This is a genomic window from Blautia aquisgranensis, from assembly GCF_040096615.1.
In the GTDB taxonomy this organism is placed as follows: Bacteria; Bacillota; Clostridia; order Lachnospirales; family Lachnospiraceae; genus Blautia_A; species Blautia_A aquisgranensis.
In genome coordinates, this window is sequence record NZ_JBBMEJ010000009.1 from 126,278 (window position 1) to 148,211 (window position 21,934).

Consider the following 21,934-nt stretch of genomic DNA (forward strand, 5'->3'; position numbering starts at 1 on the left):
CCTTTCTCTTTTATACCAGTTCCTGGCAGACTTTTTCTGCATCTTCTGTTGTCTGGATGTTATATACCTTTACATTTCTGTTGATCTTTCTCATAAAGCCTGCCAGCGTTCTTCCCGGACCGATTTCCACAAAGGTATCAACTCCCTGGGCGATCATCTTCTCTACACTCTGCTGCCAGCGCACGGAAGATGAGATCTGTTTTTCCAGAAGTGCCTTTGTTTCGTCTGTACTCTCTACATACTCTGCGGTTACATTCGTCACATATGGAATCTGAAGTTCAGAAAGTGTAACCTTTTCCAGAACCTTTGCAAGTTCCTTTCCTGCATCCTTCAGCATTGCGGAATGAAAAGGACCGCTGACATTTAACGGAATCACTCTTCTTCCTCCGGCTTCTTTCAGTTTTTCGGAGGCTTCCTTTACTGCTTCTGCAAGTCCTGTGATCACGATCTGTCCCGGACAATTATAGTTGGCAATGCTCACGTCCGGAATATCCCGGATCACTTCCTCGATCTTCTCTGTTTCCATTCCCATTACCGCTGCCATGCTGCCCTTCCCTGCCGGAACAGCCTGCTCCATCAGGATTCCTCTTTTTCGCACTGTGGTAATGGCATCCTTAAGCTCCATGCCGCCCGCTGCTTCAATAGCACAGTATTCTCCAAGGCTTAATCCTGCAGTTACATCCAGATGAAGTCCCATTTCCTCCACAACCTTTTCCATTGCAAGACAGGTCGTAACAAGAGCTGCCTGTGTATATTCCGTGAGATCCAGTTTGTCGTTTTCCTCAAAGCAGAGGGCTTTCATGTCCAGTTCAAGCCACTCGCTGGCAGAATCAAAAACCTTTTTTGCAGTATCATATTTTTCATAAAAATCTTTTCCCATTCCGGCTTTCTGTGCACCCTGTCCAGGAAAGATGAATGCTGTTTTTCCCATTTGATATTCCCTTCGTAACTGTTTATTCTTTTTCAAGAAACTGATTTCTTCGAACTGTTTCCTTTGTCTCACGGACCAGTCTTTCCATTAATTCTTTGCAGGTCGGTACATCCTTCACCATTCCTGCGATCTGTCCGGACATCACACTTCCTGTTTTCACATCGCCCTCAACAACTGCTTTTCGAAGGCCACCAAGAGTAAGAAGTTCAAGCTCCTCGAAGGAAGCCCCTGCTGCTTCCTTTTCCAGATATTCTTTTGTCATCGGGTTTCTCAAGGTACGCACCGGATGTCCGGTTGTACGGCCGGTCACTCTGGTATCAATATCTTTTGCTTTCAGTACAAACTGCTTGTAATTTTCATGAACATTGCACTCTTTTGTTGCAACGAAACGGGTTCCCATCTGCACAGCCTCTGCACCCAGCATAAAAGCTGCTGCAATTCCACGTCCGTCTGCGATTCCTCCGGCTGCGATCACCGGAATTTTCACAACATCCACCACCTGCGGTACCAGTGCCATGGTTGTTGTCTCTCCGATATGTCCGCCGGATTCAGTTCCTTCTGCCACAACTGCATCTGCACCGCAACGTTCCATTCTTCTTGCAAGTGCTACAGATGCAACCACAGGAATGACTTTTACTCCGGCTGCCTTCCATGCTTCCATGTATTTTTCCGGGCTTCCGGCACCTGTTGTTACAACCTTGATTCCTTCTTCGATCACGATCTTCGCAACCTCATCTGCACTTGGACTCATCAGCATGATATTTACACCAAAAGGCTTATCCGTGAGCTTTTTCGCCTCACGGATCTGCTCACGTACCCACTGGGCCGGTGCATTGGCTGCTGCGATCAGTCCAAGTCCGCCAGCTTCTGATACAGCTGCTGCAATATGATGGTCTGCCACCCAGGCCATACCGCCCTGGATGATCGGATATTCGATTCCAAGTAATTCTGTAACTCTTGTTTTCATTGTTTTACCTCCGGAAAAATTTTATCAGTCCATTAAAGAGGACTTTTCTATAATAAATCGGTTATTTATGATTCTCCTTGCAATATTCATTTAATACTCGATCAGACTTGCTCCATATGTCAGTCCACCGCCGAATCCTGCCAGAATCAGCTTGTCACCTCGATTCAGCTTTCCGCTTTTTTTCACCTCATCCAGAAGGATCAGAAGACTGGCCGAAGAGGTGTTTCCGTATTCTGCCATATTCATGGGAAACTTGGAAATGTCATCCCCGATCCGTCTTGCCGCAGAACGGATAATTCTTTCATTCGCCTGATGAAGCAGGTAATAACGAATGTCTTCACAGGAAATCTCTTCTCTTTTAAGAAGTGTTTTTATTGCTTCCGGCACCTTTGATACGGCAAATGTAAAAACCTCTTTTCCATTCATCTGTATGTAGGTTTCCTTCGCTTTCGGATCCGTTTCATAACAGACCTGATTTCTGCTTTTCAAAGTAAGCGCGCTACCTCTTTTTCCAATGGAATGTGTAATCTGGGCATATCTTCCGTTTTCTGCAGCTTTCAGTACAACTGCTCCGGCTCCATCCCCGAAAAGAATGCAGGTGCCTCTGTCTGTCCAGTCCGTTAAACCGGACAGCTTCTCTGCACCAATCACAAGTGCCGTCTGATATATGCTCTGGGCAAGATAAACCTGGGCTGTATTCAGAGCCAGAAGTGAACCTGTGCAGGCTCCGTTCAGATCAAAACAGGTTGCATTGTCTGCACCAAGGCGTTCCTGTACTCCACATGCTACGCATGGCATGATCTCTGTCGGCGATATCGTCGCAACAATGATAAGGTCGATCTCTTCTGCCTTTATTTCTGCATCCTCCAGCGCTCTCCGCGCTGCTTCTGCAGCCATCGTTACCGTATCCTCTTTTTCTTCTGCAATGTGTCTTTTCACCACACCGGTTCTTTCCCGGATCCATTCATCACTGGTTTCTACCATTTGCGCCAGATCATTGTTATCCCACACTTTATCCGGTGCCCAGGAGCCTGTTCCACATATTTTACCTGTCATATTTTTCTCCATATATCTGTACCGGACAGCTCTGATGTAATCTGTACTGCTGTCCTCTGAATTATATTTACCTTAAAATATTTTGATTATCAAATTATATCATTATAAAACCATTTGTCAAGGTAGAATATTTTCCCGGAAATCATTTCCGGGAATTATAAATATCTTTGCCGGATTGATAGATGTTTCGCATTTACTGTCCAGCGTATTGTATATATTGGAAACTTTGTGCTATGATAAATTATAGATTTTTTACAGGAAGTGAATAACAGAAAATGAAAAAACAAACTTTTTTACGGGCATTTTTTTATATCGCCAGTCTTCTGATCCTGGCAATGGGAATTATGCTTAATACCAAATCAGGGCTTGGTGTTTCCGCGATCATCTCGGTGGCCTACAGTATTTCTATCATAAGTAAAACAAATTTCGGAAATGTTACTTTCCTTTTATATGCTGTTTTTGTTGTGGCAGAGATTATTCTTCATATTATTCGAAACCGCAGATATTCCCGGACAGCCAACGCTGCAGTTGCACCTGCCGCACACCGGGATCTGAAGCTGGTGATCATCATGGATCTTCTGCAGCTGCCCCTGAGTCTTGTATTTACGCGTTTTATGAATCTGTTTTCTGCGCTGCTCCCGGATCCTTCCGGACATATCGCAGCCCAGTTTCTCTTTCTTGCCGCCGGAATCATCCTCACTGGAATCGGTGCTGCCATGTCACTGGATATGCGTATCGTCCCCAATCCAGGAGACGGAATCGTGCAGGCTATCGCTGACTGTGTTGGAAAACCTGTCGGTCTTACCAAAAACTGCTTTGATCTCTGCAATATCTGTCTTACAGCTTCAATTGGCCTGATCTTTGCCCACAGACTGGTGGGAATTGGCATAGGAACTGTTATCGCAGTTCTTGCCGTCGGGCGTGTTGTTGCTATCTTCAATCATTTCTTTATGGAAAAAATGACAGCTGCCGCAGGCGTGGAGTATTAAGCTCCACTGCCCTGGGCAGCTGTTTTTTATAATTTATAACTTACCAGCCACACCGCAGCAATCTGTACCAGCAATATCACAGGTACACCCACTGCGAATTTCGGTTTTCGGGTTTTATGGCGAAAAAAGCGCATGCCGAGTATTGCTCCTGCGCTGCCGCCGATAACCGCACTCAGGATCAGCGTTTTCTCCGGGATCCTCCAGGCATTGCGTCGTGCTTTCTGCTTGTCAATACCGAAGAGCACAAAGGCCAGGATATTAACGGCCAGCAGATAATAATATACGTAATTATTCATGATCTTTCCTCGTTTACTATCCCATATTCAGGACTGTATCATACGAACTTAATGTATCAAAAAAACAGTATCTCCAGATCTGAATCACAAAGAAAATGTTCACAGACACATAAACGCATGTTGCGAATTTATGACACATCCAGAATTTACAGCTTAATGATCAACACCGGAATCGGCGGATTGTTCGGCCGGTTTATATATTCAGACTGAATCACCAGATATTGATGTGGATCCAGTTCCCGAATAAATTCCAGCATTTCATCTCTTTCCTGAAATCCAGTATCCCCGCCACTATAAATACACAGTGTCATAAGACCGCCTTTTTTCAGAAGTGTAAGCCCGCTTTCTACTGCTCTTCTGCTGCTCTCTGCCTTGGTTGCAATGTGATGATCTCCGCCTGGAAGATACCCCAGATTAAAGGTAATGCAGGACACAGTTTCCGGTTCCGCATAGGATGCCATATTTTCATGTGAATCCAGTATCAGCCGGTAATTCTCAGGACATTTTTCTCTTTTCAAACGTTCTTCCGTATGTACAAGCGCAAACTCCTGTATATCAAAAGCCAGCACCTTACCTTTCTCACCCGCGAGCCTGCTCAAAAGTGCAGTATCATTACCATTTCCCATAGTGGCATCAATACAGAGATCTCCGGGCATGACCTGCTGCCGGATAAAATGCTGCGTATACGCAGTGATCTGAAGATTTTTCATTTCTGATTTTTCTCCTTATCGCATTCGTTCCTACAGTTCATGATAGTACGGGCAGATATCTTCGTAATGACCATCCTTCATCCGGAATCCCTTCGGGACCACCCCCAGCTGCATGAAACCAAGCCGCTCATACAGATGTCTTGCGTGAACATTACATGCCACAACCGCGTTAAACTGCAAAACACCAAAACCATGCGCCTTTCCCTGAACCAGACAGTCAGATACCAGTTTTTCTCCGATGTGAAGTCCCCTGGAATCTCTGCTCACTGCATAGCTGGCATTGCAGATATGCCCGCATCTTCCGATATTATTCGGATGCAGAATGTAAAGGCCATAGACCTTACCGCTCTCCTCATCAACTGCTGCAGCTGTATACGTCTGCTCCGCAAAAAAATCTCTTCCCGTCTCAGTATTCAAAAACTCCTCCTGCGGAAAAGCCACGCCATCCTCCACGACCTCATTCCAGATCCGGATCAGATCCGGGAGATCTTTTTCCTCATATTTTCTTACTGTGATATTCATGATAATTCACTCCTCTCTGTAAAGCTTTCTTATATCTGCTGCTTTTTTCGGGAATCCCATCTGTAACCATTAAGTTTCGCTGTTTTGGCTCACTTTTATTTTATCCCGGTCAATTCTATATTCCGCCCGTCACGCCGGATCACACCTTCGTCTGCCAGATTTTTCAGCTCGCGCATCATGGCGCTGCGATCTACACTGAGGTACTGTGCCAGTGCTGTATACGACATCGGCAGCTTAAACTTTTCCTCATTTTTCTCAGTAGACAGCGCATGAAGATACGCCATCAGTTTTTTCCTGGTGGTGGATCTGGAAAGCATGTAGATCCGGTCTGTCTGCTGTCTGGAACGGAGTGCTGTCATCTGCAGTAAATTGCTGACCATCTGGCTGTGATGGTGACAGGCATTCTCACAGCGCTTGATCACATGTTCATAATCCATGAACAGCACCCTCGTCTCTGTAGTGGCGCATACATAATAATGCTGGGAATCCGACGGAAGAAGGAAAGGTTCCCCAAATACACTGTCTTTATTCAGTTCATCGATCACATACTCGTTTCCATCCTCATCACAGCAGTAAAGAACTGCACGTCCTTCCTGTATGAGTCCAATCTTCTTCATGGAGCTGGCATATTCCATGATCGTCTCCCCATTCTGAAAAACCGCCTCCCTGACTTTGAAGCAGACACGCATTCTTTCCTGTTCTTCGGGCAAAATATCTGTAAATAATGTGATGTGTTCCATCTTTCATCTCCTGATCAGACGCAGAATTTTTTGTTTCTGCGTATTTTCTGTTCATGATTTTATACCAGCGAATATGAATTGTAAAGATGTTCGATCTACAGTTCATTACTCTTCGCCTTCCGCAGGGAACTTACCTGATTAAGTTAATTTCCATGTTTTTACTTTTTGTTGTATTTGCAACAGTTTTATTTCGTAAAATCTGTTATATTTTTATCAAGTCAAAAACAGCAAATAAAACAGCTCACATAAATCCACCATAGAAAGAAAAGAGGAAATGCTCATGAAAATCACAGATACTATCAAATATGTAGGCGTTAATGATCATCAGGTCGATCTTTTTGAAGGACAGTATAAAGTGCCAAACGGCATGTCCTACAATTCCTACGTGATCCTAGACGAAAAGATCGCAGTCATGGATACTGTAGATGCCAATTTTACCCACGAATGGCTGGATAATATCCAGCAGGTTCTCGGAAACCGAAGACCTGATTATCTCATCGTACAGCATATGGAACCGGATCATGCAGCTAATATTGCAAACTTCATGAAGGTTTATCCAGATACTACTGTTGTCTCCAATCAGAAAGCTTTTGCTATGATCCAGAACTTTTTTGATCTGGATCTGGAAGGTCAGAAAATTGTCGTAGATAATGGCTCCAGCCTTTCTCTGGGAAATCATAACCTGACCTTCGTATTCGCCCCGATGGTACACTGGCCGGAGGTTATGGTTACTTATGACAGCACAGATAAAGTACTTTTTTCCGCAGATGGTTTCGGAAAATTCGGTGCTCTGGATGTGGATGAGCCATGGGATGATGAGGCAAGAAGATATTTTATCGGCATTGTCGGCAAATACGGCGCACAGGTACAGAAGCTTCTCAAGGTTGCTGCAGCTCTGGATATCCAGACCATCTGCCCGCTTCACGGACCGGTTCTTAATGAAAACCTCGGACATTATATCGGGCTTTACGATACCTGGTCTTCCTACACACCGGAGGATGACGGAATCGTGATCGCATATACTTCCGTGTACGGACACACAAGAACAGCGGTTCAGCAGCTTGCCGACAAATTCCGTGCCAAAGGATGTCCGAGAGTGCTGATCTATGACCTGGCAAGAGATGACATGTCCCAGGCACTCAGCGATGCTTTTCGCTACTCCAAGCTGGTTCTGGCAACCACTACCTATAACGCAAGCATCTATCCGTTTATGAATGATTTTATTACCCGTCTGGTGGAGCATAATTTCCAGAACCGTACCGTAGGTCTTATCGAAAATGGAAGCTGGGCACCACTGGCCGCCAAGGTTATGAAAGAAATGCTTTCCAAATGCAAAAAGATCAACTGGTTGAACACTACTGTAAAGATCATGTCTGCAGTAAACGAGGAAAACCGCAAACAGATGGATGTAATGGCTGATGAGCTCTGCCAGGAATATATCGCAAAAAACGACAGTCTTGCAAACAAAAATGATATGACTGCACTGTTCCGTATCGGCTACGGTCTCTATGTAGTAACCTCAAACGATGGCAAAAAAGACAACGGTCTTATCGTCAACACCGTTACACAGCTTACTGACAATCCTTACCGCGTAGCTGTCAATATCAACAAAGCCAACTATTCTCATCATGTGATCCAGCAGACCGGTATTATGAATGTAAACTGTCTCTCCGTGGACGCTCCGTTCTCTGTTTTTGAGCAATTTGGTTTCCAGTCCGGAAGAAGCGCAGATAAGTTTGCCGGCCAGAAAGTGAATCATTCTGACAATGGACTGGTATTCCTGGATAAATATATCAACGCATTCATGTCTCTGAAAGTAGAAAATTATGTGGATCTTGGCACACACGGAATGTTCATCTGCAGCGTTACAGAGGCCCGCGTCATGAGTGATCAGGAAACTATGACCTACACCTACTATCAGAAAAATGTAAAACCGAAGCCTCAGACCGAAGGCAAAAAAGGCTGGGTATGCAAAGTCTGCGGATATATCTATGAGGGCGACGAGCTTCCGGAAGATATCATCTGCCCGCTGTGCAAACATGGGGCTGTTGACTTCGAGCCGATCGAAGGATAAATATTTACTGAGACTTCTGTCTGAACACAAATTATAAACCTGAAAAAGCCAGACACTGAGACTGTAAGCAGAATCTTTAAATAAGATTCTTATCATCTCAAATGTGTCTGGCTTTTTTCTGCATATAAAACTGATATCTTCAGTCGGTTTACTGTCTACTTTCTGAACACGCTTCCTGGTAAATCGTGCATCATACAGTATTTATCAACCCTGGCTTACTTCATCAAACGGATAACCTGCTCCACAGTATCTGCCATGTTCTGTTTTGCATTCTCATTCTTCATGGCTTCCTCCAGTGTTACCACACCGCGGAGGATCGGGAAAAACGCGTCGATTCCTGCATCGTTGCAGGCTCTTGCGTCACGCTGTACCGCACCTGCAAAAGCGATGACTTTTTTGCCGTGCTTTTTCGCAAGCTTTGCAACACCAACCGGAGCTTTTCCCATGGCAGTCTGACCGTCCATGCGGCCCTCACCTGTGATCACAAGATCTGCGTCTTTAATATAATCCTCAAGCTTCGTCTCGTCCAGAACGATATTAATACCGGATTCCAGAACCGCATCTGTAAAGGTAAGGAATGCGAAGCCCATTCCACCGGCTGCTCCTGTTCCCGGATACTCCGGATCTGCCTTCGGAAAACGTCCTTTGGCAAGCTCTGCATAAGCGCCAAGCCACTGATCCATATCTTTGATCATTTCCGGTGTTGCACCTTTCTGCGGTCCGTAGATCGCACTGCAGCCCAGTTCTCCGCAAAGAGGATTGGTCACGTCGCAGGCAACGCGGAATTTGCATTCTGCAAGCTCCGGGATCACATAGGCATCTGTGATCTCTGTGATGTCTTTAAGACCTCTTGCTCCAGGAAGAACCTGTTTTCCGTCTTTATCAAGAAAAGCATATCCAAGTGCCTGAAGCATTCCCACACCACCATCGTTGGTAGCACTTCCGCCGATTCCTACGATAAATCTGCGACAGCCTTTTTCGATCGCATCCTTGATCACCTCGCCGACACCGTAGGTTGTGGTATAAAGAGGATTTCTTTTTTCATCCGGAACCTGTGTGATTCCTGCTGCTCCTGCCATCTCGATCACAGCAGTTTTCGTGCTCTCAATAATACCATACTCACAGATCACCGGCTCACCAAGAGGGCCTGTAACCTTCACACGCTCTGTCTTCCCGTTCATTCCTGCCACAAGAGCTTCTACGGTACCCTCTCCACCATCTGCAAGTGGTCTTATGCTGATTTCGGCATTTGCATCTACACGGCGGATGCCCTCTGCTGCGGCTGCACCGGCTTCCATGGATGTCATGCTGCCTTTAAAAGAGTCGATTGCGGTTACTACTTTCATCTTTTTATCCTCCTGAATCATAAAATTTGTTTTCACGAAAAAATTTTCTGTATTCTATTATGATGGAATTTCTTCTAAAAGTATATGGTATGAATAACATATTTTATATGTTTTTTCATTATTAATTGTTATTTGTGATGATAGATGTTATTATTTTTTTAATTTAGTCCTTTCAGTTGAACTACTTAGCGTAGGGCAGTTTGCGAGGGGGAAAGCTCTCAGAGTTGCGAAGCCCGTTTTTCCCCCTCGCAAAATTCCCGCTGCTTCCAAAGCAGCACCAACCAAAAAAATACTCATTTTAAATTTTTTTTACAAAAAAAATCCACCGGAGGTCCCCATATGATAACCCGCATTTCCAACAATCTTGCCCAGCAGATCGTCAACACGATCAAGGATGTCTGCAGCTACGACATCAACTTCATCAATCCATCCGGCATCATCATCGCAAGCACCAACGCATCCCGTATCGGTACTTTTCATGAGATTGGCCGGAAAGCAGCCGTTACCGGAACCTCTATCGAGGTTGCAGAGTCTGACAGCTTTACCGGAACCCGTCAAGGCATCAATATGCCTCTTTATCACGAAGATCAGCTTCTGGCTGTGATCGGAATCACCGGTGCACCGGAAAAAGTTCGCAAATATGCTTTTCTGGCACAGCGCATCACCAGTCTTCTGATACGCGAACAGGAATTAAGTCAGTACAGCCGTCACCAGGCAGATAAAAAACAGTTCGTCATCAATACACTGCTCCACGGCGATACCCAGAATCCGGAATATCTTCAAAAATGCCTAAAAGAATTCCAGATTGACCCGGATACGCCAAAACGACTGATCCTTATCCGGACATATTCCAGTTCAGGAACTACGGTCTCCACAGAGGCTTTCCGCACCTCCTCGATATCTCTGAAATCCCAGAAATCTTTTTCTAAACTGCCGGATTCATCAGAATCAACATCCGATGCAGGGGAATCCGGCGCAGGAATTACTGTTTCCGAATATTCTATCCGGAACCTTTTTGCAGATATAGGAACCTCTCTGTATACCTTCCGCTATCCCGGCGATTTTCTCGCAGTTGCAGACAACGCCTCTTTCTCTGCGATTTCCGAAAAGTTACGCCGTTTTGCCATAAAATATGTTGGTGCACTGGATATTGCAGTCGGAAAAGCTGTGTCTCTGTATCAGCTCAGTCTTTCACTTAGCACATCGGAAAACGCCTTGCGGAGTCTGCATACAAGGCTTTCTGATAATGAAATTTCAGAACATTTTGTAGTATTTGATGATCTTTCCCTGGAGATCGTGCTTTCCTCTGTATCTTCAGAAAACCGTGAAGAATTTTCCAGAAAGACTATACGTGATCTTTCCTCTCAGGAAAAAGATCTGCTTCGCACATATTTTTCTCGGGAAATGTCACTCTCCGATACCGCTGAGGAGCTTTTTCTCCATAAAAATACTCTCCAATATAAATTAAACCACATTTATAAAAAATGTGGTCTGAATCCCCGCAAGTTCCGGGACGCTGTTCTGTTATATCTGGCACTGGAAATGGAATAGATTCATCAGACAGAACGCCTGCACACTATCCACGAATCCGGAAGCTACTCTCCTCTTCCAGCGGAATCTCTTTCGCTTCAATTCCCTCGATCTCCACAAAATTCTGCTGGGAAAGCCGCTCTACCATCTCCCGGATCTCGTCCCTGGTTCCCTGTATTTCCATTTCCACACGTTCATCCCAGAGATTCCGCACCCAGCCGGTCACTCCCATGGCCTGTGCAATATAATAAGAGCGATAGCGAAAACCCACTCCCTGAACTCTTCCTGAAAAATAAAAATGTTTTCGAATTTTTTCCATCTGGCACCTCCATTGGGGACGGTGTTTTCTGGCACTTTTACTGTCCCCATAGTTCCGATTTCCATTCATTTATAACGTTCACCTTGAAAAAGCCACTTTTCCCCGTCCCTATTGGTTCCAATTATACATAACTCCCAGACTCTTTGCAAACCCTACCTATCTGCGCTATAATATTTCTTACAAAAGCCAAAAAGCCACACTATCTAAGGAGGTAAATCTTATGAACGAAAGTATCAAAAACATGCTGGAGCGCAGAAGCATCCGCGCCTACAAAAAGGCTCTGGTTCCACAGGAAACACTGGATACAATTCTGAAAGCCGGTGAGTACGCACCGAGCGGCATGGGCCAGCAGGGCACACTTATGGTGGTAACGCAGAATCCTGACCTTGTGGCAAAGCTCTCAAAAATGAACGCAGCAGTCATGGGTTCCACATCTGATCCATTCTATGGTGCGCCAACCGTGATCATTGTTTTTGCAGACAGCAAAATGGGCACATGTGTGGAGAACGGAAGTCTTGTGATGGGAAATCTTATGAATGCAGCACACGCTCTTGATATTGATTCCTGCTGGATCCACCGTGCAAGAGAAGTTTTTGACTCCGAAGAAGGCAAGGCGCTCAAAAAAGAATGGGGCGTTCCGGAGGAATATGTAGGTATCGGTCACTGTGTTCTGGGCTACCGCGATTGCGAGTATCCGCAGGCCAAACCTCGTAAGGACGGATTTGTGATCCGCGTGTGATCTGCACAAGAATCCCGGACCCCACAACTCAACAATGACCAAAAAACTCCGCCAGAACCACAGGGCATATTACATACACAATCTGTTCATGTAATATGCACCGCGTTTCCAGGCGGAGTTTATTATTCCATATTATTCCAATGCTTTATCCTTATATCTGGAAATTTCCTCGAGATACTTCTGCCCCAAATCATTGATATTGACACCCTTTCTCGCTATATAGCCGATCGTCATGATCTCATCCGAATCCAGCTTCACCGCACAGTAATCTGACCCGTTCAGATCTTCGCAGATAATACCGGAACATAATGTATAACCATTCAGTCCTACCATCAGGTTCAGCATCGTTGCCCTGTCATCTGCCTTGATCAGACGTTTGTATTCATACGTGCTCAGAACTTCCTCTGCAAAATAAAAAGAATTATTTTCTCCCTGTTCAAAGGACAGACATGGGTATTCCTTCAGCTCTTCAAGCGTGATCTTCTCCTGCTTTGCCAACGGATGACCTTTCCACATGTATACATAGATCCTGCAGTTGAGGAGCTCATGAAACTCCAGTCCATATTCGTGAAACATTTTTGTAAGTACCTTGCGGTTAAAATCATTCACATAAAGAATTCCGATCTCACTTTTAAAATTTCTCACATCCTCAATCACCTGATGAGTCTTCGTTTCATGAACCGCAAATTCATATTCATCCATACCGAACTGCTTCACCAGCTCCACAAAAGCATTTACCGCAAATGTATAATGTTGCATGGAAACGCTGAATTTCTTGCGGGACTGCTCTTTGGAAATGTATTTTGCCTCCATCAGCTCGTACTGCTCAACCACCTGCCGGGCATATCCTAAAAATTCCTCTCCTGCCGGTGTTACTGCAATTCCCCGATTCGTTCTTCGAAAAATCTCAACCCCAGTCTCCGTTTCCAGCTCACGGATCGCAGTAGAAAGACTGGGCTGCGAAATATAGAGATTTTTTGCCGCCTCATTCATTGATCCGGCTTTTGCAATTGCAATGGTGTATCTAAGCTGCGCCAGAGTCATCGTTTTTCTCCTCCCTTTATCTGTTGATTTTATTATAAAATATCAAATTATTGCTGTAAAGCAGGTATTATTCTGCATATTAAAAAGCTCCGGAAATTTACAGTTTTTCATATAAATCTCCGGAGCCACACGCTTAATATTCAGTTTTTTGATCTGTGAACTTTACGTTCATCATGTAACAATCAGAACTCAGGCTCGATCAGTCCGTAAGTATTACCTTTACGCTTATAAACTACATTCACCTGCTCTGTCTCAGCATTGAAAAATACGAAGAAATTATGTCCGAGAAGTTCCATCTGTACGCATGCATCTTCCGGATACATTGGTTTGATACCGAATTTCTTAGTACGGATGATCTTAACTTCCTCATCCTCTTCATAATCCTTATCAAGGTATGCTTTCTGGAAGTTCGTGGATTCCTGCTGTTTGTCGACGATCTTGTTCTTGTATTTACGAAGCTGACGTTCAATTACCTCTTCTACCAGATCGATGGATACATACATATCATTGCTTACCTGCTCGGAACGGATAATGTTACCTTTCACAGGAATTGTTACCTCGATCTTCTGGCGATCCTTCTCAACACTTAAGGTTACTGAAATCTCAGTTTCAGGAGTGAAATACCTTTCAAGCTTTCCAAGCTTGTCCTCAACAGCTGTTTTAAGTCCTTCTGTTACTGCTATATTCTTTCCACTAATAATAAATTTCATGACTTCCATCCCCTTTGCTGTTTTATGTGCCTATTATAACACATTAAGTTGAATTTTAACATCACTTTTCAAAAATTTCACAAATTTTTTCTAAATTCATTCTTTATATTCCTGCAAAAAGATCTTTTTGTCATGAATGCGCAACTATTCCCTCTATTTCATCGCTGCCAGAGTCTCAAATGGAATGCTTCCGCCAAAAATATCCAGTGCACTGCCAACCGTCACATCCAGCCTTCCCTGCCCTGCCTCGCGCAGCACCTCAATGTCCTCCATGGAACCAACTCCGCCTGCATAGGTAACCGGATGTGCTGTGTACCCTCCCAGAATCGTGGCGAGCTCTTTTTCCACACCATGGGCCTTTCCTTCCACATCCACTGCATGAACAAGAAATTCATCACAGTAGCTTCCAAGTTTATTCATAAGCTCAGGAGTTACGATCTCTTCTGTAAAGTTCTGCCATCTGTCTGTGACAATGTAATAGCTGCCATCTTTTTTGCGGCAGCTTAAATCCAGCACAAGATGTTCTTTTCCAACTGTGTCACGGATTTTTTCCAGATTGTCCCAGGAAATCACGCCATTCTTAAAAACATAAGAGGTAACGATCACGTGACTGGCACCTGCTTCCAGATATTCCGGTGCATTTTCCGGATTGATGCCGCCTCCGATCTGGAGTCCGCCAGGGTATTTTCCCAGTGCAAGAAGCGCCTGCTTACGCGTTGCTTCATAATAAGGAGAATCTTTTCCGTTGAGTAGGATCACGTGACCGCCCTTTAAGCCGGATTTCCTGTAAAGCTCTGCATAAAAAGCCGCATCCTGCTCAGAAACAAAATTCTCTGCTGCCTGATCTCCCTGATCCTTCAGGCTTCCGCCTACAATCTGCTTCACCTGTCCATTATGTATATCAATGCATGGTCTGAATTTCATAGTCATTTATCCTCCGTTTTCTTTCCATACATTGATAATAGCATTCGCGGCATTTTTGTGCAACGCCGGGATTTTTCTGCCAGATATCCTATCGTCCTTCTACAGCATTTCCCACTGCGTTTCCGATATCATCCACCGCATTTCCGACACCATCCCCAAGATCCTTCACACTGTCTCCCAGCTCACCGGATACTGTCCCGTCATTGCCGTTTCCGTTGGCATCACCTGTACCCGGAGTCACTGTCGCGGCATTTCCACCTGGTGTTACCGTGGCATTTCCTCCGGCCATCTCATTGTTGTCTGTTCCGGAATCCTCCACAATATCTCCGTTATCCATCACACCGTCGTTGTCTGCTTCATTCTCTGTGATCTCATCCTGAGCCGCAGCATCATTCTTGCTATCTGCTGCATTATTTTCCTTCTCATCCACCGTCTCATCGGCATTGTTTACATCTGTACCGCAGGCTGTAAATGTACATAAGGACAGCGTCAACAGGGTTCCGAAAAATATCGCTTTCCATTTTTTCATGTGATCTTCTCCTTTTTTAAAAAATTCTGTACTCATAATATGGCCTTTTTTCCGGTGTTCTATCCCGGAAAAAGCTGGAAAAAATCACTTATGAAAAAACAGCAAAATTTTTTTACAGGCTCTCCTTCATCCACACAAGCATCTCTCCTGCCTTGCGGTTGCCCCAGTAGCAATATGGCACCAGCGTCAGCTTCACATCTTCAAGGCTGACCGGCTTTTCCTGATACAGAACATGCTCATTCCATCCCTCACCGGAAATTTTTCTTCCGGAAATATGAACCACGCTGCAGCCTCCCAGAAGCTGGTCATCATAAATCTCCTCCGGTGTCTGTGCTGTATCGATCAGGAGTGCAGAAAGGTCATCTCCATTGTCAGCTTCCTCAAGGCAATACACAAGAGGACCTTTTACTACAGCAGTTTTTGCTGCGTCCGCTCTTACCTGCGGATTTGCATGTACAAATACTGCCGGTGCCTCAAAGCTGATCTCAAAAATTTCATGAGAAAATTTTCCGGCAATCTTCGCATAACCTTTTTCCGTTTTTATCTCAACCTTCTGGCCGTTATGTAAAATACAAAAATTTTTCGCATAGGATGGCACACGAAATGCGATCATACCCTCTGATTCACACTCTCCATCCACTGTGAACCGCAGATTATTTTCCCATGGGAAATTACCTTCCAGAGTGATCTTAAATGGATTTCCGCCGATCTGAACCTCTGTCTCATTTGCAATATATAAGTTTACATAAATCTGATCTTTTTCCTGGAAATAAACATATTGTCCAAGTGATGCCAGGGTTCTTGTAATGTTCGGAGGACAGCAAGCAACCCCAAACCATTTCTGTCTTACAGGCTTCACATGCTCCATGGAAGTCCTCGGAATACAGTTTGCAGGCCATACCTCCAGTGGATTTACGTAGAAAAAGCTTTTTCCATCCATGGCGATTCCAGAAAGAACCGTGTTGTACAAAGCCCTCTCCACTGCATCCATATAAGAAGCATCTTTTTCCATATCTGCCATTCTCTTTCCGAACATGGCAAGTGCGATCGATGCACAGGTTTCTGAATAGTTGCTGGCATTGGGCAAATCATAATCCGTTGTAAAACGCTCCAGAATTCCGGATGAACCGACACTTCCTGTAATATACATTCTTTTGTGCACCATATTGTCCCACAGGTTCTCACATGCCGCTTTCAGTCTGTCATCCTCATATTCGCAGGCCAGATCTGCCATTGCAGAATACATATAATTGGCACGAACCGCATGACCTTCTGCTGTTTTCTGCTTTCTTACAGGCTGATGTGACTGGGAATACGCCGGGTTATAATCATGAAAATCCGGGAAGATCCGCTTAAATGCAGGTTTCTTTTCTTCATTCAGAAAATAGTTTTCACCCTCGCCGCGGGCATCAATGAAATATTTCGCAAGCTCCAGATATTTACGTGTTCCCGTTACGCGATAAAGCTTCACAAGTGCAAGCTCGATTTCCTGATGCCCCGGATAACCGTGAATCTTGCCCTCCTCTGCTCCGAAGGTGTCACAGATCAGATCAGCAAATCTGGAGACGATATCCAGAAATTTCTTCTTTCCGGTTGCTTCGTAGTATGCCACTGCAGCCTCGATCATATGCCCGGCTGTATAAAGCTCATGACCTTCCATAAGATTCGTCCAGCGAAGTCCCGGTTCCTTGATCGTAAAATAAGTGTTCAGGTATCCGTCCGGCTGCTGTGCCCGTCCGATCAGGTCGATTGTCTCGTCTGCAAGTGCTTCCAGCTTCTCATCCCGCTCCCAGCTCAGCGCAAAACCAACCGCTTCCAGCCATTTGGCAACATCCGTATCCTGAAAAACGGCTCCCTGGAATTCGCCTTCGCTTTCTCCTGCTGCAATTTTGAAGTTCTCAATACAGTGACTGGTCTCCACGTCCTCCAGACGGTCATTTAAAATGTCCCACTGGTATGGAATGATCACATCCTTTACCAGATGTACGTATTTGTTCCAGAAACTGTCTGTGATGTGGATGTTTTTCAGATCAATACTTGAATTTGCTGCTCTTCCCATATTTTTTTTCCTCCTGCATAAACAAATAACTGTTTCGCAGTTTAACTAAATCAGATAAGCACCCTCTTCTTATTATTACTTTTTTCTACTTCGCAGATAGCTTACTTTCTTTAGTTAAACGTTTAACTTAAAGGGTAAATATTTACGGAAAAACAATCTCTGCTTTTCCGTAATGTCTTATTTTATTTCGTTATCTTTCTTATACCACGTTTAAATTTCACCGTCAATATCTCATTAATAAAACGTTTAACTTTATAAATTTCTTACAAATTCAGCTATCTTTTTTTGTACAAAACTTACTCCCCATCACTGAATCCGAATATCCTTCACTGAGTCACGCACTGTCAGGCTGCAGCTCCTGGCTATCTCAAGAAGCTCTTCCGGCACCTCCCCGCAGTCACTGCCTTCTATCTTCCGGATCGCATGTTCACAGGCTGTATAGCCAATCTCAAAAAGCGGCAGTGCTGTGGTCGTAAGTGGCGGTTTATAATATGTAGAAAGCTCCCGGTCATCAAAACCGGCAACGGAGATATCCTTTCCCGGGATCAAACCCAGTTCGCCCAGTCTGTCATAAACACCGCCTGCCATAATATCACTCATGCAGAAGATTGCCGTAACCTTCTGTTCCAGAAGAGAATCCGTCCCACGGTATCCACTCCCACGCCTCCAGTCACCTTCAACCACGCATTTTTTTTCAAAAGGGATTCCCTGCTCTGTAAATATGTCCTGCACTCCCAGCAGACGTTCTCTGGTATGAAGACTCCTGACCGGTCCGCTGACAATTCCAATTCTTCTGTGCCCCATGGAAAACAGATACCGGATCACCTCTGCCGCACCTTTCCGGTCATCTACCACGATCGATGGATATTTCGGAGATCTTGTATAGCCATAAGCCATAACTGCCGGAACGTTCAGTTCTTTCGGAAAGCACTTAAGCACTCTCTCATGTGTGGTCACATAGACAATACCATCCACCTGCTTCGCAATAAGCTCCTTTATTTCTTTCTGGATCATCGGAAAAAACTTCTCGTTTTCATAATAGCTTTCACCGAATTTCCGATAAAGCCGGAGATTCGTCAGCAGAATATGATAGCCTTTTTCCTCGCAGCATTTCGTGATTCCGTCTACAATATCCGGTGCACAGAATGCCGTGATGTCCTCCACAACAACACCAATCGTTTTTGATCGTCTTGTTTTAAGGTTTTTCGCAATATAATTGGGTGTGTAGTTCAGCTCTTCTATTGTCTTAAGTACTTTTTCCCTGGTTTCTCTGCCCACATTAGGCTTTCCGTTTATAATATTGGACACTGTGGCAATAGAAACATTACAACGTTTCGCTATTTCTTTAATGGTGACCATTTTTCACCTCTTTTTCAAAAAACCGGGCTCCGCTTCTGCGAACCCCGGTCCTATGTAATGACGTGTTCCCCACGTCCATATATTATCAGCTGGATCAGCCGATCACGTCACTCATATCATAACGTCCTGCCGGCTTGCCTGCAAGGAATTTCGCTGCCTCTACAGCACCTTTTCCGAAAATTGCCTTGGAGTATGCTGTATGCTTAAACTCAATGACCTCGTCCTGACCTGCAAAGATCACCTCGTGCTCACCTACGATCGTTCCGCCACGGACTGCAGAGATACCGATTTCCTTGTCGTCACGCTGCTCACGTCTCTGGCTGCGGTCATATACATAATGATACTGGTTATCCATAGCCTCATTCAGGCTGTCAGCCAGTGCAAGAGCTGTACCGCTCGGCGCGTCTAATTTCAGACGATGATGCTTCTCCACGATCTCCATGTCAAAACCTGCTGCCGCAAGAACCTTGGCTGCGTCCTGGACCAGTTTCAGAAGTGTGTTGATACCAAGAGACATGTTTGCAGATTTCAGTACTGCTACTTTCTTGGAAGCTTCTTCAACCTTTGCAAGCTGCTCCTCGCTTAAGCCTGTGCTGCACAGAACCACCGGAATCTGGCGCTCTACGCTGTACGCAAGAAGCTTGTCTGTTGCTTTTGCAGAGGAGAAGTCGATGATCGCATCTGCCTCTACCTGACATGTATCAATGTCTGTAAATACCGGATAGCTGTTTTTTCCCTGGTCTGCAATGTCGATACCTGCCACGATCTCAGCGTCCGGATCTTTCTCCACGATATCGCTGATCACCTGGCCCATATGTCCGTTGCAGCCGTGCATAATAATTTTTACCATAGTATTCTTCTCCTTTAGGCAAGCTTGATACCGAAGTCCTCAAGCGCTTTTGCAAGTGCTGCTTTTGTGGTGTCTTCCATCTCACAGAGTGGCATACGAAGTGGTCCTACGTTCTTTCCCATAAGGTTCAGGGCTGTTTTTACCGGGATTGGGTTAACCTCGCTGAACAGCGCGTTGATCAGCGGGATTGCCTTAAGCTGGTATTCTGCTGCACCCTTGGTATCGCCGTCAAGGAATTTCATAACCATGTCATGTGTGTATTTCGGTGCAACGTTGGACAATACGGAGATAACTCCAAGTCCGCCGAGAGAAAGGATCGGAACTACCTGGTCATCGTTTCCGGAATAAAGCTCAAGAGCTCCGTCAGCCATGGACATCATCTTTGCGATCTGGGAAAGATCTCCTGTCGCTTCTTTGATTCCCACGATATTTTTCACATTCTTTGCAAGTGTAACGGCTGTAGCCGGCTGGATGTTACAGCCTGTACGGCTCGGAACATTGTACATGATGATCGGAGTTTCCGGAACTGCATTGGCAATTGCTGTGTAATGAGCAATAAGACCCTTCTGTGTAGCCTTATTGTAGTAAGGTGTTACAACAAGAAGTGCATCTGCGCCATAGGAAGCAGCTTCCTTAGCCATCATGACTGCTGTCTCTGTACAATTAGAACCTGTTCCTGCGATTACAGGCACACGTTTGTTGACTTTATCGATTGCAAACTTGATCGTCTGAAGATGCTCTCCATGAGTCAGAGTAGAAGACTCGCCTGTTGTTCCGCAGATAATGATGGCATCTGTGCTGTTGGCGATCTGCTCCTCCAGAAGCTCCTCAAGTTTCTCATAATTTACCTTACCGTCTTCGTGCATCGGTGTTACGATCGCAACGCCTGCCCCTTTAAAAATTGCCATTTGTCTTCCTCCTTATTTCTTCTGTAAAAATATTTCTTATTCCCGTTCCTGGTCCGTTATCTCTGTTGTCAGTGTGGTAACGCTGTCCACATATGGCTTCAGAGCCTCCGGAAGCCACCGTCCGGTCATAACTATGTGCATACTTTCATCCTTCTGCTTAAGCATATCGATGATCGTCTCAACTGGAGCGATTCCTTTATCCATAAGACCGAGGATCTCATCCAGCAGCAGAAAATCACACTCTCCGGTAGCAATTACCTTCCGTGCAAAATTAAGGCCATTGAGAATATTGGTTCTCTCTTCTGCCTTCTCCTGCTCATTCAGGTCATTATAGCAGGTGTCCATTTTCTCGAAACGGAAAATCTTGAAATCAAGATTATCCAGGTCCTCAAGAAAGTCCAGCTCCCTGCGCTCCTTGCCTTTCAGAAACTGTATGATGATCACACTTTTTCCCTGTGCTGCAAAGCGCAGACCCTGGCCAAGTGCCAGTGTTGTCTTACCCTTCCCGTTCCCGTAATAAACCTCTGTTATTTCTCTTTCCATGATTCTTCCTCTTACTGTTAGTAAAACCGGTAATTCCCCATTTTTTCAATTTTTTTTATATTACCGCAGATTGGATAGAAATGCAAGTGGTACCTTGCCGCTCCAATACAGCTCACTCCATGACCGGCGATGCACTTTGCCATACACAGAAATCATTCCACATATTCCAGCTTGCTCACGGAAACCTCATAAGCGATCCTTTTTTCCGTCTCTGTTTCACTGAGCCGCTTCATATATTCCCTGCTCTGGATCCTGCCCCAGATCAGCACATGACCGCCAACCTCAAAAGCAGAAGCATATCTGGCATTTCTTCCCCAGCATATGCAGGGTATGTAATCTGATTTTCCATATGGACGGTTTACAGCCATCAGAAGATCTGCGATCTCTCTTCCGAGAGGAGTTTTTCTGTATACAGGCGGTTTACATATGTAACCATCCAGAAAAATCTGGTTTACAGGTGCTGAATCCTCTTCCTCTCCCACAAACTGCACTTCCCTCGCAAAAACAGAAAGCACCAGCCTGTTTCTTTTTTCCTCATGGCGGTTATAAGACCGGAACTGTCCATGGATCTCAATGTATTCTCCTACATAATCCTGCGTGATATCCAGCAGACGTTCGGAGACCATGACCGGAATCCTGTCCTCGGAATCGCTGAGACGTTTTACCAGAATATCCATCATATAGAAGCCTTCTCCAAAGACCTGATGGCTGAAAGTAAAACCTGTTGCGATGCGTCCCATAACCGATACCTGATTGTTTTCAATAATTTTATCTGCCATAATATGTAGC

At 44.9% G+C, this 21,934-nt stretch carries 23 protein-coding genes; 4 read left to right on the forward strand and 19 right to left on the reverse strand.

The genetic code is table 11. The annotated features are described in order from the left end of the window. Positions 1–10 precede the first annotated feature (10 nt). The 3 genes from fabD to WMO28_RS09165 all read right to left on the reverse strand — a co-directional run bounded on the left by fabD (position 11) and on the right by WMO28_RS09165 (position 2,954). On the reverse strand, positions 11–931 hold the full coding sequence (gene fabD / locus WMO28_RS09155) for an ACP S-malonyltransferase (protein WP_349056749.1): 921 nt from the start codon (positions 929–931) through the stop codon (positions 11–13). A 22-nt stretch (positions 932–953) separates the two neighbouring features. After that, positions 954–1,898, reverse strand: a complete 945-nt coding sequence (gene fabK, locus WMO28_RS09160; protein WP_178642421.1) for an enoyl-[acyl-carrier-protein] reductase FabK — start codon at positions 1,896–1,898, stop codon at positions 954–956. A gap of 90 nt (positions 1,899–1,988) precedes the next feature. Next, a complete protein-coding gene (locus WMO28_RS09165; protein WP_349056750.1) occupies positions 1,989–2,954 on the reverse strand; it encodes a beta-ketoacyl-ACP synthase III in 966 nt (321 codons plus the stop codon). A gap of 275 nt (positions 2,955–3,229) precedes the next feature. On the opposite strand from WMO28_RS09165, the gene WMO28_RS09170 reads away from it, so the two are divergent. Continuing rightward, complete coding sequence (locus WMO28_RS09170) at positions 3,230–3,943, forward strand: DUF6198 family protein (RefSeq protein ID WP_178642397.1); 714 nt, start codon at positions 3,230–3,232, stop codon at positions 3,941–3,943. 26 nt (positions 3,944–3,969) lie between these two features. Here WMO28_RS09170 and WMO28_RS09175 read toward each other — a convergent pair whose 3' ends face one another. From WMO28_RS09175 to WMO28_RS09190, 4 genes are all read right to left on the reverse strand, one after another. After that, entirely contained in the window at positions 3,970–4,239 is a 270-nt protein-coding gene (locus WMO28_RS09175) for a DUF1294 domain-containing protein (RefSeq protein WP_349056752.1), read from the reverse strand. Positions 4,240–4,385: 146 nt separating this feature from the next. Beyond that, positions 4,386–4,949, reverse strand: a complete 564-nt coding sequence (gene mnmM / locus WMO28_RS09180; protein ID WP_349056753.1) for a tRNA 5-(aminomethyl)-2-thiouridylate-methyltransferase MnmM — start codon at positions 4,947–4,949, stop codon at positions 4,386–4,388. Positions 4,950–4,979: 30 nt separating this feature from the next. Further along, on the reverse strand, positions 4,980–5,471 hold the full coding sequence (locus WMO28_RS09185) for a GNAT family N-acetyltransferase (protein WP_178644852.1): 492 nt from the start codon (positions 5,469–5,471) through the stop codon (positions 4,980–4,982). A gap of 95 nt (positions 5,472–5,566) precedes the next feature. Continuing rightward, the gene (locus tag WMO28_RS09190; protein WP_349056754.1) at positions 5,567–6,211 is read right to left on the reverse strand and encodes a Crp/Fnr family transcriptional regulator; all 645 of its coding nucleotides are present in this window, start codon (positions 6,209–6,211) and stop codon (positions 5,567–5,569) included. A gap of 280 nt (positions 6,212–6,491) precedes the next feature. On the opposite strand from WMO28_RS09190, the gene WMO28_RS09195 reads away from it, so the two are divergent. Continuing rightward, a complete protein-coding gene (locus WMO28_RS09195) occupies positions 6,492–8,285 on the forward strand; it encodes a flavin reductase (protein ID WP_349056755.1) in 1,794 nt (597 codons plus the stop codon). A gap of 215 nt (positions 8,286–8,500) precedes the next feature. On the opposite strand, the gene WMO28_RS09200 is transcribed toward WMO28_RS09195, so the two are convergent. Continuing rightward, a complete protein-coding gene (locus tag WMO28_RS09200; protein WP_178644858.1) occupies positions 8,501–9,631 on the reverse strand; it encodes a glycerate kinase in 1,131 nt (376 codons plus the stop codon). A gap of 339 nt (positions 9,632–9,970) precedes the next feature. On the opposite strand from WMO28_RS09200, the gene WMO28_RS09205 reads away from it, so the two are divergent. After that, entirely contained in the window at positions 9,971–11,182 is a 1,212-nt protein-coding gene (locus WMO28_RS09205) for a CdaR family transcriptional regulator (RefSeq protein WP_349056756.1), read from the forward strand. A 25-nt stretch (positions 11,183–11,207) separates the two neighbouring features. Here WMO28_RS09205 and WMO28_RS09210 read toward each other — a convergent pair whose 3' ends face one another. Beyond that, positions 11,208–11,480 carry an acylphosphatase gene (locus tag WMO28_RS09210; protein WP_178644863.1) on the reverse strand — a complete coding sequence of 91 codons (273 nt, stop codon included), beginning with the start codon at positions 11,478–11,480 and terminating at the stop codon, positions 11,208–11,210. Positions 11,481–11,700: 220 nt separating this feature from the next. Here WMO28_RS09210 and WMO28_RS09215 point away from each other — a divergent pair, with 220 nt between their 5' ends. Further along, complete coding sequence (locus WMO28_RS09215) at positions 11,701–12,219, forward strand: nitroreductase family protein (RefSeq protein ID WP_349056757.1); 519 nt, start codon at positions 11,701–11,703, stop codon at positions 12,217–12,219. Positions 12,220–12,351: 132 nt separating this feature from the next. Here WMO28_RS09215 and WMO28_RS09220 read toward each other — a convergent pair whose 3' ends face one another. The 10 genes from WMO28_RS09220 to WMO28_RS09265 form a co-directional block, all read right to left on the reverse strand. Next, positions 12,352–13,263, reverse strand: coding sequence for a LysR family transcriptional regulator (locus tag WMO28_RS09220; RefSeq protein ID WP_349056758.1), 912 nt, complete (start codon positions 13,261–13,263; stop codon positions 12,352–12,354). A 182-nt stretch (positions 13,264–13,445) separates the two neighbouring features. After that, on the reverse strand, positions 13,446–13,973 hold the full coding sequence (gene hpf, locus WMO28_RS09225; protein WP_015526242.1) for a ribosome hibernation-promoting factor, HPF/YfiA family: 528 nt from the start codon (positions 13,971–13,973) through the stop codon (positions 13,446–13,448). Positions 13,974–14,126: 153 nt separating this feature from the next. Further along, entirely contained in the window at positions 14,127–14,897 is a 771-nt protein-coding gene (hisA, locus tag WMO28_RS09230) for a phosphoribosylformimino-5-aminoimidazole carboxamide ribotide isomerase (RefSeq protein ID WP_349056759.1), read from the reverse strand. An 88-nt stretch (positions 14,898–14,985) separates the two neighbouring features. After that, complete coding sequence (locus WMO28_RS09235; RefSeq protein ID WP_178642213.1) at positions 14,986–15,426, reverse strand: hypothetical protein; 441 nt, start codon at positions 15,424–15,426, stop codon at positions 14,986–14,988. A gap of 112 nt (positions 15,427–15,538) precedes the next feature. Continuing rightward, positions 15,539–17,485, reverse strand: a complete 1,947-nt coding sequence (locus WMO28_RS09240; RefSeq protein ID WP_349056760.1) for a glycoside hydrolase family 127 protein — start codon at positions 17,483–17,485, stop codon at positions 15,539–15,541. A gap of 306 nt (positions 17,486–17,791) precedes the next feature. Beyond that, a complete protein-coding gene (locus WMO28_RS09245) occupies positions 17,792–18,844 on the reverse strand; it encodes a LacI family DNA-binding transcriptional regulator (RefSeq protein WP_349056761.1) in 1,053 nt (350 codons plus the stop codon). 94 nt (positions 18,845–18,938) lie between these two features. Next, positions 18,939–19,694 (reverse strand): 4-hydroxy-tetrahydrodipicolinate reductase, encoded by a 756-nt coding sequence (gene dapB, locus WMO28_RS09250; protein WP_178642204.1) that lies wholly within the window; start codon positions 19,692–19,694, stop codon positions 18,939–18,941. A 14-nt stretch (positions 19,695–19,708) separates the two neighbouring features. Further along, positions 19,709–20,602 (reverse strand): 4-hydroxy-tetrahydrodipicolinate synthase, encoded by an 894-nt coding sequence (gene dapA, locus WMO28_RS09255; protein ID WP_178642201.1) that lies wholly within the window; start codon positions 20,600–20,602, stop codon positions 19,709–19,711. A gap of 36 nt (positions 20,603–20,638) precedes the next feature. Continuing rightward, the gene (locus tag WMO28_RS09260) at positions 20,639–21,145 is read right to left on the reverse strand and encodes a cob(I)yrinic acid a,c-diamide adenosyltransferase (RefSeq protein ID WP_178642198.1); all 507 of its coding nucleotides are present in this window, start codon (positions 21,143–21,145) and stop codon (positions 20,639–20,641) included. A 152-nt stretch (positions 21,146–21,297) separates the two neighbouring features. Then, positions 21,298–21,924, reverse strand: coding sequence for a single-stranded DNA-binding protein (locus tag WMO28_RS09265; RefSeq protein WP_178642195.1), 627 nt, complete (start codon positions 21,922–21,924; stop codon positions 21,298–21,300). Positions 21,925–21,934 lie beyond the last annotated feature (10 nt).

What these genes read in the sequence shown, in the direction of transcription:
- fabD (WP_349056749.1), bottom strand. Translation starts at nt 931, where the DNA reads ATGGGAAAAACAGCATTCATCTTTCCTGGACAGGGTGCACAGAAAGCC.
- fabK (WP_178642421.1), bottom strand. Translation starts at nt 1,898, where the DNA reads ATGAAAACAAGAGTTACAGAATTACTTGGAATCGAATATCCGATCATC.
- WMO28_RS09165 (WP_349056750.1), bottom strand. Translation starts at nt 2,954, where the DNA reads ATGACAGGTAAAATATGTGGAACAGGCTCCTGGGCACCGGATAAAGTG.
- WMO28_RS09170 (WP_178642397.1), top strand. Translation starts at nt 3,230, where the DNA reads ATGAAAAAACAAACTTTTTTACGGGCATTTTTTTATATCGCCAGTCTT.
- WMO28_RS09175 (WP_349056752.1), bottom strand. Translation starts at nt 4,239, where the DNA reads ATGAATAATTACGTATATTATTATCTGCTGGCCGTTAATATCCTGGCC.
- mnmM (WP_349056753.1), bottom strand. Translation starts at nt 4,949, where the DNA reads ATGAAAAATCTTCAGATCACTGCGTATACGCAGCATTTTATCCGGCAG.
- WMO28_RS09185 (WP_178644852.1), bottom strand. Translation starts at nt 5,471, where the DNA reads ATGAATATCACAGTAAGAAAATATGAGGAAAAAGATCTCCCGGATCTG.
- WMO28_RS09190 (WP_349056754.1), bottom strand. Translation starts at nt 6,211, where the DNA reads ATGGAACACATCACATTATTTACAGATATTTTGCCCGAAGAACAGGAA.
- WMO28_RS09195 (WP_349056755.1), top strand. Translation starts at nt 6,492, where the DNA reads ATGAAAATCACAGATACTATCAAATATGTAGGCGTTAATGATCATCAG.
- WMO28_RS09200 (WP_178644858.1), bottom strand. Translation starts at nt 9,631, where the DNA reads ATGAAAGTAGTAACCGCAATCGACTCTTTTAAAGGCAGCATGACATCC.
- WMO28_RS09205 (WP_349056756.1), top strand. Translation starts at nt 9,971, where the DNA reads ATGATAACCCGCATTTCCAACAATCTTGCCCAGCAGATCGTCAACACG.
- WMO28_RS09210 (WP_178644863.1), bottom strand. Translation starts at nt 11,480, where the DNA reads ATGGAAAAAATTCGAAAACATTTTTATTTTTCAGGAAGAGTTCAGGGA.
- WMO28_RS09215 (WP_349056757.1), top strand. Translation starts at nt 11,701, where the DNA reads ATGAACGAAAGTATCAAAAACATGCTGGAGCGCAGAAGCATCCGCGCC.
- WMO28_RS09220 (WP_349056758.1), bottom strand. Translation starts at nt 13,263, where the DNA reads ATGACTCTGGCGCAGCTTAGATACACCATTGCAATTGCAAAAGCCGGA.
- hpf (WP_015526242.1), bottom strand. Translation starts at nt 13,973, where the DNA reads ATGAAATTTATTATTAGTGGAAAGAATATAGCAGTAACAGAAGGACTT.
- hisA (WP_349056759.1), bottom strand. Translation starts at nt 14,897, where the DNA reads ATGAAATTCAGACCATGCATTGATATACATAATGGACAGGTGAAGCAG.
- WMO28_RS09235 (WP_178642213.1), bottom strand. Translation starts at nt 15,426, where the DNA reads ATGAAAAAATGGAAAGCGATATTTTTCGGAACCCTGTTGACGCTGTCC.
- WMO28_RS09240 (WP_349056760.1), bottom strand. Translation starts at nt 17,485, where the DNA reads ATGGGAAGAGCAGCAAATTCAAGTATTGATCTGAAAAACATCCACATC.
- WMO28_RS09245 (WP_349056761.1), bottom strand. Translation starts at nt 18,844, where the DNA reads ATGGTCACCATTAAAGAAATAGCGAAACGTTGTAATGTTTCTATTGCC.
- dapB (WP_178642204.1), bottom strand. Translation starts at nt 19,694, where the DNA reads ATGGTAAAAATTATTATGCACGGCTGCAACGGACATATGGGCCAGGTG.
- dapA (WP_178642201.1), bottom strand. Translation starts at nt 20,602, where the DNA reads ATGGCAATTTTTAAAGGGGCAGGCGTTGCGATCGTAACACCGATGCAC.
- WMO28_RS09260 (WP_178642198.1), bottom strand. Translation starts at nt 21,145, where the DNA reads ATGGAAAGAGAAATAACAGAGGTTTATTACGGGAACGGGAAGGGTAAG.
- WMO28_RS09265 (WP_178642195.1), bottom strand. Translation starts at nt 21,924, where the DNA reads ATGGCAGATAAAATTATTGAAAACAATCAGGTATCGGTTATGGGACGC.